We start from the raw sequence: 13,615 nt of genomic DNA on the forward strand, positions 1-13,615 counted from the left end.
CTACGCCTGCTTGTCGAAATAGTCGGCCAGACCGGGCACGGCCTGCTCGACGACCCCGTCCGCAAGCAGCTGGTAGCAGCGCTTCGAAGGATGGAAATCGTCGTCGGCCCAGAATTCGGCGTCGGTGAGCCCCGTGTCGTAATGCGTCATGTCGACGAACGTCACCTGCCTGTCCGCGCAGATCCGGCGGCTGATCGCGGTCTGCGCGTCGGTCATCTCGAGAATCGCCTTGCGCAGCGTGCGACCGAGCGCCGGCGAACGGTACACCTGACCGGAACTGATCACCACGACGTTCGGGCACAGCGCCTTGGCCTCGTCGATGGCGGCGGTGAGGTCGGCGCTCCACTCCTTCATGCTGCGACGCGCCATCAGATCGTTCGATCCGGCGCACAGCACGAGCAGATCCGGCGTCTCCGTGACTTCAGGCAGCAGGCGGAAGCGCACACGGCGCATCGTCGCGCCGAGCTTGCCGTGGGTCGTCCAGCGCACCGGACGGCCGGTCCGGCTCGCGAGCGCGTGGGCCATGTCCGGCGTCAATCCCTCGCTCTGATTGGCGACACCGCATCCGACGGTGAGCGAGTCGCCGACCGTGACCAGCGTGAGCGGACGGATCGCCGGAGAATCGGACCGATCCGCCGAATCCCGTGACGCCCCGAACACATCGGCGACGGAGTCGCCCGCGAAGCCGGTTTCCGACTGCACGGCGTCCGCCTGCACCGAATGCGAGACGATGACGAGCCCCTCGCGCTCCCCCGCCGGTTCCGGAGCCAGTTTCACGGTGTGCTTCGCCACCAACGCCTCGGCCAACGCGATCGGCCTCTCCCACAACGGCAACGACATACCCGCTCCTTATATACCTGCTGTTCCCCTACCGATTCGACGCACTACGACTGAATGCAGATTCAAGTACCCGCGTCGCATTATATGCGCGGAAAGCCCCATGGAAAACGGCCGATTCCACCCACGGCTGTATGGTTTCGGTCCTGCTTGATTTGGTTACGGGCACGGCACCCGGTAGGGGCACCGCGCCTTAATGACCGCTACACGAGCAGTCTCAGCAACTGATAGAGCTGCCACAGGCTACGCACGTTGAAGTGCGTGCCATCAACCATGGCCGTCGCCTCGTTGTCGCCTACATGGACGATAACCGTGCGCCCGTTCACAATCAGACTGCCGTGCATCGTGATATGATTCATTTCGTAACCTTTGGTTAGGGGCGAAAGCCGATAACCACAACAAGGCCCGATGTTGCAAGCGTCGGGCCTTTTTGCTACCAGCTTCCGCCGGTAACGGCCCGTCATATCAACGGGGACACCGCATGTTACGGCGTCGCGTCTCAGTCTATCGCATACCGCTGTTAAGCCTCGCGTTTCCTATTTAGCTGGAATTCACAAAATAAGGGGCTCCGGGCGATTGGCCCGGAACCCCCTTGAATGCGGACAGAGCGAGATTCGAACTCGCGGGAGCTTGCGCTCCAACGGTTTTCAAGACCGTCTCTTTAGACCGCTCAGACATCTGTCCGTGACGCGCGCGGACCATTTCGGCACCGCGCACGACGTTCCATTATACAGATGGGATGGCCCCTTGACGCCCGATACTGAAGAATCGGACAAAAAAGTCCTTCCCGCGGCCCCGTTTCCGTCTGATCCTATAGGATCGGGCGGCAACGGCCCCGCATAACCCGCCTTTTCGTCCGATCCTATAGGATCAGACGGCAGACAAAGCGTCGCGGGGCACAAGACGCAGCCAACGGGTGCGGTTGTGACGGAAGGTCACGCCTCCCATTTCGTCGGCTCGATGGCCTCGCGGCCGCCCATGTACGGACGCATGGCCTGCGGGATCTCGATGGAGCCATCCTTCTGCTGGTGGTTCTCGAGGATCGCGACGAGCCAGCGGGTGGTGGCGAGGGTGCCGTTGAGCGTGGAGACCGGACGGGTGGAGCCGTCTTCGGTGCGCTCGCGGATGTTGAGGCGGCGGGCCTGGTACTCGGTGCAGTTCGAGGTGGAGGTGAGCTCGCGGTAGCGGCCCTGGGTCGGCACCCACGCCTCGCAGTCGAACTTGCGGGCGGCGGAGGAGCCGAGGTCGCCGGCAGCGGTGTCGATGATGCGGTACGGCACCTCGACCTTGGCGAGCATCTCCTGCTCCATCTCGAGCAGGTGCTGGTGCTCCGCGTAGGAGTCCTCCTGCTTGGCGTAGACGAACATCTCCACCTTGTCGAACTGGTGGACGCGGATGATGCCGGAGGTGTCCTTGCCTGCGGCGCCGGCCTCGCGGCGGTAGCAGGAGCTCCAGCCGCAGTAGCGCAGCGGGCCGTTGCCGAGGTCGAGGATCTCGTTCTCGTGCATGCCGGCGAGCGCCACTTCGGACGTGCCGACGAGATACTGGTCGTCGGGCTCGCGCAGGCGGTAGATCTCGTCGGCGTGGGAGTTGAGGAAGCCGGTGCCGGCCATGACCTCGGGGCGCACGAGCGTCGGGGTGATGGCGAGCACGAAGCCGTGCTGCTCGGCCTGGTCGACGGCCATGGTGAGCATGGCGATCTGCATGCGGGCGACCGCGCCGCGCAGGAAGTAGAAGCGGGAGCCGCCGACCTTGACGCCGCGGCGCATGTCGATGCCGGCCACGCCGGTGCCGAGGGTCAGGTGGTCCTTCGGCTCGAAGCCCTCGGCCTCGAAGTCGCGGATCTGGCCGACCTTCTTGACGACGACGTAGTCGTCCTCGCCGCCTTCCGGTGCCTCCGGCTCGACGATGTTGGACAGCTTCCACATCGCGGTGGTGTATTCCTCGGACGCGGCGTCGGCGGTGGCCTTGTACTCGGCGACCTTGGCGGCGAGCTCCTTGGTCTGGGCGATCAGCGCGGCCTTCTCGTCCGCCGGGGCGGCGGCGACCTTCTTGCCGATCTCCTTCTGCTGGGCGCGGGCGGCCTCGAACTCCTTGAGGGAGGAGCGGCGCGTCTCGTCGGAGCGCAGCACCTCGTCGACGAGTTCGACGGATTCGCCGCGCTTGCGCTGGGATTCCTTGACGATGTCGGCGTGTTCACGAATGAATTGAATATCAAGCATGCGCCAAGCCTACCGCCGTAAGCCGACACGCAGGACGAGCGTATCGCCGTTCCGTCACGCGGTTTTCAGCAGCGGGATGGCCGAACGCCTCACACCGTCGAGGATGTCGCAGATCACGTCGATGTCCCGTCCGTCGGGGAACACCCCTTCGGGGCCGTTCGCGTCCATGTCGATGAACGGCGATTCGTACAGCCGGCTGCCGTCCATCGCCCCGTTCGCGGTGAGCTCGCGCACGATGAGGTTCACGAAACGTATCTGCCTGGCGTTGTAGCGTTTGCCGTCAAGGAACCGTGCGAACGCCGTTTCGACGGCGTTCCGGTCCAGCCCTACGAGCGAGCGGATGAACAGGCCGAAGCCGCCGCTGAGTTCGGCGGCCGCCTCGATGTCCTGTTCGCTGCCCACGCCGTTGTCGAGCAGCATGCGTTCGAGCCGTCGGAGGTCCAGTTCGGTGAGTTGGCTTCCCATGCGCACGCGCGCGAGGGTGATGTCATTCTCCAGTCCCCTAAGGAACGCTCCGGCCTTTTCCCGGAAGCGTTCCATATCGACCGCGGCGACGTCGCCTCCGCCGGTCACGCCTGATTCCGCTTCGATGGTGAGTTCGTCCTCGAAGTCGGTGAAGACGATGTTGCGTCGTGTGTTGTTCACATAGCGTACGAGCGTGCGGATGCGTTTGCGCGCGGTCTCCAGCATCGGCACGGTGACGTCCGTCCACCAGTCCTCGCCCGCCACCGCTTCGAGCAGCTCGGCGCATTCCGCTATGCCCGGGATGTTGCGCTTCTGCGGGTCGAGCAGCTGCTCGGCGACACCGCGAATGTCCTGACACGCCTTGTCCGGGGAGATGCCCGGTTCCTCGACACCATATCCAGATGCGCCGCCGTCGCCACTGTCGGCACCGCCCGCGTCTTCCGACGCTTCGGCCTTGGCGCGCAGCAGCGCCAGCTCGTAGGTGTACACGCGCAGATCGAACCAGCGCGCCCTCGTGCGGCTCGACATCGTACCGGTGTCCTCGCCGTCGTCGAACGTGGTCGGCAGTCCGGCGAGTCCCGCCGCACGCACCGTCTTGTCGTTCGTGACCGACGCCCACCAATCCTTGTTCGAAAGGGTTTCGATGTCGAGCCGATGCGGCCTGACCAGTACGTTGCCGTCCGGGTCCATGCCGCCGACGATACCATTGAGGATGCGTACCAGCCCGCTGCGGTAGTGGGCCAGATCGTCGTCGGAGCCGCCGAACGCGGCCGATGCCAGACGCTCCGGGAGCTTCGGGTCTTCCGCCGCAGCCCGATCAAGCGTCTCCAACAACCCCAGCCGCAGCAGGAACAGGCGTTCCCTCGCGGATCGCCCTGTGTAGCCGTTGCTCTCCTCGAAATGCTCGTTGAAGAAGGCGACGTTGCGGCAGCAGTCGATGATGAGGAACTCCGTCTTGTCTTTGCCCGGCCCGAAGAGGTCCGCGCACAGGCGTGTGCCGCGTCCGAGCATCTGCCAGTATTTCGTGCGGCTCATCACCGGTTTGAAGAAGACGAGGTTGACGACCTCCGGCACATCGACGCCCGTGTCGAGCATGTCGACGCTGATGGCGATATGCGGTTCCCCCTCCGGGTCCTCGAACGACTCGATCAGCGCCTGGGCGTCGCGCGTGGCGTGCGTGATGATGCGCGCGAACGTGCCGCCGTATTGCGGCCAGCCTGCGTCGAATCGCGCCTTGATGGCTTCGGCGTGCGCCTGGTTGCGCGCGAAGATGATGGTCTTGCCGAGCGTGTCGCCGCCTTCGACGTGTATGCCGTGCGTCATGAGCGTGCCGAGGATCTTGTCGATGGTGTCCTCGTTGAACAGTACGCGGTTGACGTCGTTCGCGTCGACCTTGTCGGGGACGTCGCCGGTTTCGTCCCAGTCCTTGGAGTCCCACTCCTCCTGTTCCTCGGGCGACAGCTCGTCATAGGTGATGCCGCGATCCATGAACTTCGTATTGACCGGCAGCACCCGTGCCGGCACGAGATAGCCTTCCTTCACCGCCTGCTCGAAATCGTAGGCGAACGTGGGCACGCCTCCGGTGTGTTCGTCGTATTCCAGCCCGAACAGCCGGTACGTATTGCGGTCCACCTCGTTCTTCGGCGTTGCGGTGAGCCCCACCAGCAGCGAATCGAAATACCGGAACAGGACCCCGTATTTCGCATATACGGAGCGGTGCGCCTCGTCGATGATGACCAGATCGAAGAAGCCGGGGCCGAAGCGCAGCGACTTGCCGCGCGCACCGTCGTCACCGCCGTTCTCCCCCAGTTCACGGACGTTGACGAGGTTCATCATCGTCTGGTACGTGCTCAGGTACACGCGACCCGAAGCCGCTTTGTCATCCTCAAGCAGGTTGACGACCGGCACGGTCTTGCCCAGACCGTGGTCCTTGTTCTTGAACGCGTTCGCCGCCTGATTGACGAGCGCGGTACGGTCCGCGAGGAACAGCACGCGATAGACCCATCCGGCCTTCATCAGCTGTTCGACGAGTGACACGACGACTCGGGTCTTGCCCGTGCCCGTGGCCATGACGAGCAGCGCCGCACGCTGTCGGGCGTCGAACGCCTCGTCGACCGCCTTGATGGCCGCCTGCTGGTAGGGTCGGCCGGCGATGCGCAGGGAGATCGGCTCGGCGGACAGCACGCGCGCATCCTTCCGGCGGGCGATGAGCCGTTCCAGTTCGTCCTTCTTATAGAATCCCTCCACGTCACGCGGCGGATACCCGACCGACTTCTCGTCACCGCCAGACTTCTCGTCACCGCTGCCCCGGTCATCCCAGATGCGCGTCTTGTATCCGTTGGTCATGAAGATGACGGGACGTCTGTGGTACAGCTTCTCCAAGGCGTCGGCGTACGCTTGCGCCTGCTGCTCCCCCTCCGACGGGCTGATGGAGGTGCGTTTCGCCTCCACAACGGCGAGCGGCAGACCGTCGTCGCCCCACAGCACATAGTCGACATATCCGACGCCGCTGGGGTTCTTCTGGGTCTTCGGCATGTTCTCGACCTTGAATTCGCGGCTGCGCGCGTCCCGCAGGTCCCACCCCTGTTCGGCGAGCATCAGGTCGATGAGGGCAGTTCGCGTCTCGTCCTCTTTATAGGTGTAATCGTGCTTGTCAGGCTTGACCGTCTGCTGCATGGCCTTGATCTGCTCGCGCATTCGCTCAAGCTCTGCCTGCTGCGCGAGGATGGTCGCATCCTGCGATTTGATTCGATTGTCCCGCTCGGCGATCTCCTGAGCGTGCTTCTCACGTTCGTTCTTTATGCTCGCGATCAGCTTGTTACGCTGCTGAGGATTGAGCGCCATCGCCCGTTTGGCGAGGTTCGGATCGAACTGCCGATCCAGCGGCACCTTGTCCGGCGACACTGTGAACCGGTATCCGGTCCACAGCATGATCTGGAACAGCTCACGCGCGACGGCATTGGCCTGTTCCACGGAGATGTTCGGGTCCTCGTCATGCAGGGCGACATTGCCGATCTTCCTGACGATGTTGAGCTTTTTGATGATGGCCGAATCGACATGCTGCCTGAATTCGGGATTGTTGGTACGTCCGTCCAGATTGTCTCGATCCGGTTCGTCCAAACCAAGCACGTCGTAATGCAGGTACTCGACCAGCACGTCGATGGCACGCCGCGCATAGGCGCAGGCCGCTATCGGGTCGGAGAAGATGTACGATTCGGCCTTCATGCAGTCGTCCGCACAGTTCGGGAACACCGCACGCACGAAATCGAAGTTGCCCATCATCCATCCTTCCCCTCGCGCCGACGCCGTCATTGCGCCACCTTGCTGTTCAGTGTACGTTCCACGCGCGAGAATCGTCGCTGGATTCCCATCAGAAAAACACGAATATCAGTATGAAGCAAGGGGCTAAGCCATACATGCTGCGAATTGACCAGCGCGAGGTGTGCGAATAGACTGTCTACTATCTATATGTAGATAGTAGACAGGAGGATGTGATGGCGACCGCTACAGTCTCCGCAAGCGTCGACGCCAAGGTCAAGGCCGTGGCCAACGACTACATCAGGAAGGCCGGTCTCACCCCCAACGAGCTGATCCGCGACCTGTGGGAGAGCATCGCCAACACGGGGGTCGTCCCCGAGTTCGACGATTCGGGCGACATGCGCAGGCAGGCGCGACTGGCCGCCTTCAAGGACGCCCAGGACATCATCGCGAATCTGCCACACGGCACCGAACTGGACACCATGACCTACGACGACATGCGCAAGGAGTTCGAGAACCGTGACATCTAGGCTCCTGTTCGACACGAACATCCTTGTGGATTATGCGGTCGCGAACCGTCCGGAGCACGACACCGCCACCGCCCTCATGGAACGGGTGGCGAAGTCCGAGGCCGCCGGATACGTGACCTCCGGTTCCCTGAAGGACTTCTATTACCTGTGCAGGAAGCCGCTGGGCGAACCCGCGTGCAGGCAGCTCATCCGTCATTTTCTGGTGCTGTTGGACGTTCTTCCCGTCGGCCAGCGGGAGTGCGACGATTCCGCCTACTCCGATGAGCCCGATTTCGAGGACGGCCTGATCCGCGCCGTCGCCGAACGCAACGACATCGATTTCATCATCACCCGCGATTCCGGGGCGTTCGCCCATTCATCGGTAAAGAGCATGACCGCCCGCCAATACCTCGATCTGTTCCCCCGGTGAACCGCTTCCGCTAATTTCGGTCAAGGAAATCAGCCTGCGTATGGCCTGCGACGCCCTGCGTATGCACACGGCGCGACCATCGGTGGACTCCACGGCGGGAGAAAGGCGGGGAGAATTGTCACAACGTGCGATTCACACCAGTTCCGGTCACGTTGTGACAAGAAAAGCTGTCACAACGTGCGATTCACGTCGATTTTTTCGAGTTGTGACACGGATCGCCGGCGACGAATGCGATCACACAAATGACGCAGACTATGAAATGGCGGAATTCCAAGCGTTCTAACGATCCGGCCTCGGCCATCGATCGTCGTCAATCCGCCGTTCTTGTCACAACGTGCGATTCGCAGCGATTCCGGTACGTTGTGACAACGAAAATTGTCACAACACGTCAAAAACGCGAGCCGGAATCACGTTGTGACCGCACGTTGTGACCGCACCGTATCGGCGACGATTTCCTGGCGGCGACATCCGGCGTTCCGCGTGAGCGAATCACCTGTATGCTGCGCCCCTCGGCATGGCGAGATGGCCGCAGCCGACTCACCATGTCCATATATCAGATCCGCCCCTGTCACAAGGCGCCACGGAAGGCCCGGGACTGCAAGGCGGCGAACAGCTCGTCGTCCAAGGCCAGCGCCCGCTCGACCTTGGCCCGAGCCGCCGTAATCGCCTCCACCCGCCGAGCAAACTCCTTTTGCAGCTCAATCGGCGGCAGTGGGATACTTATTTGTGAAAGCGCCTGCTGATTGACCTTATATGTTCCATTCGTTGTCCTCGCCGACTTCTCAATTTGACCACGAACTGATCTACTGCGCCAAATCATTTCCAAAAACGGCAATAATATTTTACTCGAATCTATTCTCCCGGCAATAATTGTATCCGGAAAAACAAGACCCGGATAATTCTCACTGCTATACGCTCCAACACCAACCAACGATTTATTTCCATTTCCACGACACATCATGAAATCTTGGTCAGTTACACGTTTATCAGCAGGAGGTTCGGTATCAAAAGTACCTTCCTTCACGGCATTTACATCAAACTTTCCTTGAGTAATTGCCGATAAGGTAAGAACCCGAGCGCTTACAGTTCCACGTTTTGAAGGAGATAGTCCGTTACGCATCACTGGCATCAGATCACCCGACTCAACAATCGGAAAATCAGTACCCAAAAACATTTCATCAAACAATGACTGCTTAAGCTCGTCAAGATCCGCAAGCATCTGACGTCGCTTGGCACGAATGGCATCGGCCCGATCAAGCACGGCCACAATCCGCCTCTGCTCCTCCAACGATGGAAGGGGAACGTGGATATTCAGGAATGCTGCTTCTTTGACTCGGTTCTGTCCTGACGCCCCAGCGCTTATTCGTTCCAATTCTCCCAAAAACGACTGAGTCTGAACAAGATAGTTCAAGTACCTCGAATCAAGTTCTTCCTCATCGACATCGAATAACGGGAATTCATTCGTAACCACGACTCCATCTAGCTCTTCAGGAATAAGTGCCATGGCACCACGACGAGCCCAAATCCGTGAAAACACAAATTGACCAGCGTGGCCGCGATTACCCGTAAACGGCTTGGGAGCCTTACCATCGCCAATTTCACGGCGTACAGCACCATTTCCGTGCAGTTTCACAGAAATCAATGGCACCGAAAGCGGGTCATCAACATGGACCATATCCTTCCAATGATGAAGAACATCACCCAGTTTCACCATACGCGGCAGTGCCCCGTCACCGTTTCGCGACATATTCACCTTCATCTTCGAGGGCTTAATCATGGAATCAGTCATCGAATAACCCTTTCAATACCCACGAACCATTATTCCGCACCGTACATTTCTCAACCAACCGAACTACCCCTCAGTCCCGCTTCGCGGGCCAGCTCCCCTGACAAGGGGAGCCGATGGCCTTGGAATCACCGGCCACCCTCGCGTCGAAGCCAGCTCCCCTGACAAGGGGAGCCGAGAGAAAGTAACGAACTCTGGCGGGATGCCAGCGCAACGAAACCACGCAACGAGTGGCGGGGCGACGTATGCGATGCTCGACTGTAGGCTTGGCCGAACGGCCTTGAGTGTGTCGAGCATCGCATACGCCGTCCCGACACGGCCAACCCCGACACGGCCAACCCCGAAGGAGTTTCCTCCCCCAGTCACGCTTCGCGCGACAGCTCCCTCATCAGAGGGAGCCGGAATCACACCCGTCACGAAAGCAGCTCCCGCAATGCCGCGACATCGGCCGCAATCCCGGAATCAAGCGAGTCGATGTCATCCAAGATCTCCGAGACCGGCCGATGTTCCTCCTCCTCGTACTCGATCTCCTTGTACCGATTGAGGCTCAGGTCGTACTCCTGACCGGCGATCTCCTCCTTCGGCACACAGAACGACTGCTCCGTCCGCGCCCGGGATCGCTCGGACTCATCACGCCGGTGCGCCCAGCGCTCGAGCACGTCCGGCAGGTCGTTGGCCTCGATCGGCGAGCGCTTGTCGTCGAGGGAGTATCCGTCGGCGCGCACGTCGTAGAACCATACGTCGTCGGTGCCGCCGCCATCGGTCTTGGTGAACACGAGGATCGCGGTGCTGACGCCGGCGTACGGTTTGAAGACGCCGGACGGCAGTTTGACGACCGCTTCGAGCTTCTGCTCCTCGACGAGCGCCTTGCGCAGTTTCTTGTGTGCGCCGGTCGAGCCGAACAGGACGCCTTCAGGCACGATGACGGCCGCGCGCCCGCCAGGTTCGAGCATGCGCAGGAAGTGCGCGAGGAACAGCAGTTCGGTTTTCTTGGTTTTCACCTGACGCAGCAGCTTCGCGCTGGTCGTCTCGTAGTCGAGGCTGCCGGAGAACGGCGGGTTGGCGAGGATCAGCGAGTAGCGGCCTTCGTCCTCGTCGCCGGATGCGCTCAGCGAGTCCTTGTAGTGGACGTTGGGATCGTCGATGCCGTGCAGCATGAGGTTCATGCTGCCGATGCGCAGCATGGTGCGGTCGAAGTCGTAGCCGTGGAACATGTCGGTGGCGTACCGTTCACGCAGCAGCGGGTCACTGTATACCTCCGGGTGATGTTCGCGTACGTATTCGGCAGATGCGACGAGGAAGCCGCAGGTGCCGCACGCGGGATCGCAGATGGTGTCGCGAGGGGTCGGCGCCATCATCGCGACCATGAGCTGGATGATGTGCCGCGGCGTGCGGAACTGGCCGTTCACGCCGGAGCTGGAGAGTTTCGAGAGCAGGTATTCGTAGAGGTCTCCGTTCACGTCCGTGTTGGACATGTCGATATCGGAGAGCATGTCGACGGTTTTGGCGAGCAGCAGCGACGTGGGGATCGTGAATCGCGCGTCCTTCATCTGCTCCGCGTAGGAGGATTCCGCGCCGCCCATCGTCCGCAGGAACGGGAACACCTGTTCGGAGACGATCTCGTACATGGTCTCCGGGTCCTTCTGCGAGAAGACGCTCCAGCGCAGGTTCCGCTGATCCTCGGTGAACACCGCGTGTTCGATCGGTCGGTGGAGCCGGCGCGCCTTGTTCTCCTCGCGCTGCTGATTCATGTCGAGTCGGCGCATGAACAGCAGGTAAGTGATCTGCTCGATCACCTCGAGCGGGTTGGAGATGCCGCCGGACCAGAAAGCGTCCCAGACACGGTCGATTTTGTTGCGAACTTCGGAACCAAGCATGACATCCGATCATACCGGGACGGGGCGGCTGTGTCTGATGGTTTACGGCTTACATCACTTTGACTACCCCTCAGTCCCGCTTCGCGGGCCAGCTCCCCTGACAAGGGGAGCCAGAAAAAGCCGACGTAGAGGAATCGTTGAGTTTCGTCGTGGCGCTGCGCGTCGCGGCGGGGTTTGCGTGAACAATGGGAATCATGCCCACAGCCGTCATCATCGTCATCGCAGTTCTCATCGGCGTCGCCATCCTCGCGGCGGCGGCCGTATTGGCGTACCGGATGTACCGGCGTCGGCGTCTCGCCGAGAAGCTGGTCGAACGCGACGACGATCAGGTGCATTACGCGTTCATCGTCAACCCGTCGAAGCCGCAGGCCGAGGCGCGCAGGCGGCACATCGAGGAGTTCTGCGCGTCCAAGGGGCTGACCGAGGTCGAGTTCATCGACACGCAGCTGGACAAGGACGGCCGCGCGTGCGCGCTGGAGGCGCTGGATCACGGCGCGGACGTGGTGATCGCGGTCGGCGGCGACGGCACGGTCCGCACGGTCGCCTCGGCGGTCTCGGGCACGGGCCACGCGCTCGGCATCGTGCCGATCGGCACCGGCAACCTGTTCGCCCGCAACATGGGTATCCCCGTGGACGACATCGACGCCGCACTGACGGTGGCGACCTCGCACGGCTCGCGCACGGTGGACATGGGACGGCTCACGCTGCTCGATCACCCCGAGGAGGATCACGGACACGCGTTCCTCATCATCGCGGGCGTCGGCTTCGACGCGGCGATGATCGACGACACGGACCCGCGTCTCAAGAAGAACATCAGCTGGCTCGCGTATTTCGTGGGCGGCGTCAAGAACCTGTTCACGCCGAAGTACCGCGCGAACGTGACGATCACGAGCATGGACGGCAGCACACATTCGACGCGCGGCCTCGTATTCCGCACGTTCATGGCCGGCAACTGCGGGCAGATCCCCGTGTTCTCGCTGATGCCGAACGCCTCGTATGATGACGGCCTGCTCGATTTCGAGATCATCGACACGACCGGCGGCATCCTCGGCTGGGCGAACCTGTTCGGCGACGTGGTGCATCAGACGATCACGGGCCGCGCGGAGCAGAACCCGCTGTCGACCAATTCGACAATCGACCAGATCCAGGGGATGAGCGCCGAACTGACGCTGGAGAAGCCGGCGCTGGCGCAGGTGGATGGCGACATGCTGCCGGAGACGCGACACATCCGCTTCGACGTGGAGCGCAAGGCGCTGATCGTGCGCGTGCCGGAGGTGGCGCCGGATCTGTCCGCGACGGGCACGATTCCGCCGGTGCGGTAGGGGTTGACGGGGCCCGTTCCTAATCTCTCCCCCAGTCGGCTTCGCCGCCAGCCCGTCGTCAGAGGGCCATATTAGGAGGCGGTGACGCGGGCTACGTGGAGGGTCAGGTAGGCGATCTCGTCCTCGGTGAGCGTGGTGTCGAGACGCAGTTCGATGAGCTCGGCGATGCGTTGGGCGCATTGGGCGGCCTTCGGATACGACTGCCTGATCGATGAGACGATGGCGGCTGGCTCGCGCTCGAGCTGGCTGTGCTGGTGGATGCGCACGAACAGGTAGCGCAGATGGGTGATGAATCGGCCGACGTTGACCGAATGCTCGTCGAGCGTGATGCCGTACGCGCCCTCGATGACGGCGAGCAGCTGCTGGATGACGCCGGTCATCGCGTACGTGTGGGAGAGGTCGCCGGTGGCGAATCCGGCGTTGACCAGATGCAGGGCGAACGCCACGGCCTCGGTGGAGGGCAGCGCGCCGTTGAGCCTGCGGTTCAGAGCGGCGAGCAACGCCTCGCCCTGCGCGTATTCGTCTCCGTAGAGCGAACGCACCTCTTCGGTGAGGGGGTAGGGAACGGCGGGGATGCCGTTGCGGACGCGGCGCAGCGTGCCGCATACGTGGTCGGCGAGCGCCATGACGAGCGTCGGGTTCCTGGATGCCTGATCACCCAGTCCGAGCTCGTCCATGGCGTCGGAGACCAGTTTGATGATCTCGGGGGGAATGTCGCCCAGCAGCTGGGCCATGTGGTCGGGGTCGCGGCCGTCGGCGGGCACGAACACGCGCACCACCTTGGCCTTGTCGACCTTCATGCCGGGCCGGGCCTTGAATCCAAGGCCCCGGCCCGTGAGGATCACCTCGCGTCCTCCGTCCTTCGCCAGAACGACGTTGTTGTTGAAGACGCGAAGCACTTCCATGGCG

10 protein-coding genes and 1 tRNA gene are annotated in these 13,615 nt (G+C 62.1%); 3 read left to right on the forward strand and 8 right to left on the reverse strand.

All coding sequences use genetic code 11. The features are described from left to right. The 5 genes from CSQ85_RS09565 to CSQ85_RS09580 form a co-directional block, all read right to left on the reverse strand. Entirely contained in the window at positions 1-840 is an 840-nt protein-coding gene (locus CSQ85_RS09565; RefSeq protein WP_150383884.1) for an SGNH/GDSL hydrolase family protein, read from the reverse strand. Positions 841-1,040: 200 nt separating this feature from the next. Beyond that, entirely contained in the window at positions 1,041-1,196 is a 156-nt protein-coding gene (locus tag CSQ85_RS13180; protein ID WP_190972999.1) for a hypothetical protein, read from the reverse strand. 240 nt (positions 1,197-1,436) lie between these two features. Continuing rightward, positions 1,437-1,521, reverse strand: a tRNA-Ser gene (locus tag CSQ85_RS09570). A gap of 251 nt (positions 1,522-1,772) precedes the next feature. Next, positions 1,773-3,059, reverse strand: coding sequence for a serine--tRNA ligase (gene serS, locus CSQ85_RS09575; protein ID WP_150383885.1), 1,287 nt, complete (start codon positions 3,057-3,059; stop codon positions 1,773-1,775). Positions 3,060-3,113: 54 nt separating this feature from the next. Then, entirely contained in the window at positions 3,114-6,803 is a 3,690-nt protein-coding gene (locus CSQ85_RS09580; protein WP_150383934.1) for a DEAD/DEAH box helicase family protein, read from the reverse strand. A gap of 215 nt (positions 6,804-7,018) precedes the next feature. On the opposite strand from CSQ85_RS09580, the gene CSQ85_RS09585 reads away from it, so the two are divergent. Continuing rightward, complete coding sequence (locus CSQ85_RS09585; protein WP_150383886.1) at positions 7,019-7,312, forward strand: type II toxin-antitoxin system RelB/DinJ family antitoxin; 294 nt, start codon at positions 7,019-7,021, stop codon at positions 7,310-7,312. Beyond that, complete coding sequence (locus CSQ85_RS09590; RefSeq protein ID WP_150383887.1) at positions 7,302-7,721, forward strand: type II toxin-antitoxin system VapC family toxin; 420 nt, start codon at positions 7,302-7,304, stop codon at positions 7,719-7,721. The genes CSQ85_RS09585 and CSQ85_RS09590 overlap by 11 nt, the downstream gene beginning before the upstream one ends. A 568-nt stretch (positions 7,722-8,289) precedes the next feature. Here the strand turns inward: CSQ85_RS09590 and CSQ85_RS09595 are convergent. Next, the gene (locus tag CSQ85_RS09595; protein ID WP_150383888.1) at positions 8,290-9,510 is read right to left on the reverse strand and encodes a restriction endonuclease subunit S; all 1,221 of its coding nucleotides are present in this window, start codon (positions 9,508-9,510) and stop codon (positions 8,290-8,292) included. 410 nt (positions 9,511-9,920) lie between these two features. Continuing rightward, complete coding sequence (locus tag CSQ85_RS09600; protein ID WP_150383889.1) at positions 9,921-11,384, reverse strand: type I restriction-modification system subunit M; 1,464 nt, start codon at positions 11,382-11,384, stop codon at positions 9,921-9,923. Positions 11,385-11,578: 194 nt separating this feature from the next. Here CSQ85_RS09600 and CSQ85_RS09605 point away from each other — a divergent pair, with 194 nt between their 5' ends. Further along, positions 11,579-12,706: a diacylglycerol/lipid kinase family protein gene (locus CSQ85_RS09605; protein ID WP_190973000.1), complete on the forward strand. Its 1,128-nt coding sequence runs from the start codon at positions 11,579-11,581 to the stop codon at positions 12,704-12,706. A 71-nt stretch (positions 12,707-12,777) separates the two neighbouring features. Here the strand turns inward: CSQ85_RS09605 and CSQ85_RS09610 are convergent, their stop codons facing one another. Continuing rightward, a complete protein-coding gene (locus tag CSQ85_RS09610; protein WP_150383891.1) occupies positions 12,778-13,611 on the reverse strand; it encodes a PRD domain-containing protein in 834 nt (277 codons plus the stop codon). Positions 13,612-13,615 lie beyond the last annotated feature (4 nt).

The sequence above is a fragment of the Bifidobacterium rousetti genome (assembly GCF_008698235.1).
Taxonomy (GTDB): domain Bacteria; phylum Actinomycetota; class Actinomycetes; order Actinomycetales; family Bifidobacteriaceae; genus Bifidobacterium; species Bifidobacterium rousetti.

Bases quoted from the DNA above. Each gene is read 5' to 3' on its own strand.
- CSQ85_RS09605 (WP_190973000.1), top strand. From the start codon at position 11,579: ATGCCCACAGCCGTCATCATCGTCATCGCAGTTCTCATCGGCGTCGCC.
- CSQ85_RS09600 (WP_150383889.1), bottom strand. From the start codon at position 11,384: ATGCTTGGTTCCGAAGTTCGCAACAAAATCGACCGTGTCTGGGACGCT.
- CSQ85_RS09565 (WP_150383884.1), bottom strand. From the start codon at position 840: ATGTCGTTGCCGTTGTGGGAGAGGCCGATCGCGTTGGCCGAGGCGTTG.
- CSQ85_RS09580 (WP_150383934.1), bottom strand. From the start codon at position 6,803: ATGGGCAACTTCGATTTCGTGCGTGCGGTGTTCCCGAACTGTGCGGAC.
- CSQ85_RS13180 (WP_190972999.1), bottom strand. From the start codon at position 1,196: ATGAATCATATCACGATGCACGGCAGTCTGATTGTGAACGGGCGCACG.
- serS (WP_150383885.1), bottom strand. From the start codon at position 3,059: ATGCTTGATATTCAATTCATTCGTGAACACGCCGACATCGTCAAGGAA.
- CSQ85_RS09610 (WP_150383891.1), bottom strand. From the start codon at position 13,611: ATGGAAGTGCTTCGCGTCTTCAACAACAACGTCGTTCTGGCGAAGGAC.
- CSQ85_RS09595 (WP_150383888.1), bottom strand. From the start codon at position 9,510: ATGACTGATTCCATGATTAAGCCCTCGAAGATGAAGGTGAATATGTCG.
- CSQ85_RS09585 (WP_150383886.1), top strand. From the start codon at position 7,019: ATGGCGACCGCTACAGTCTCCGCAAGCGTCGACGCCAAGGTCAAGGCC.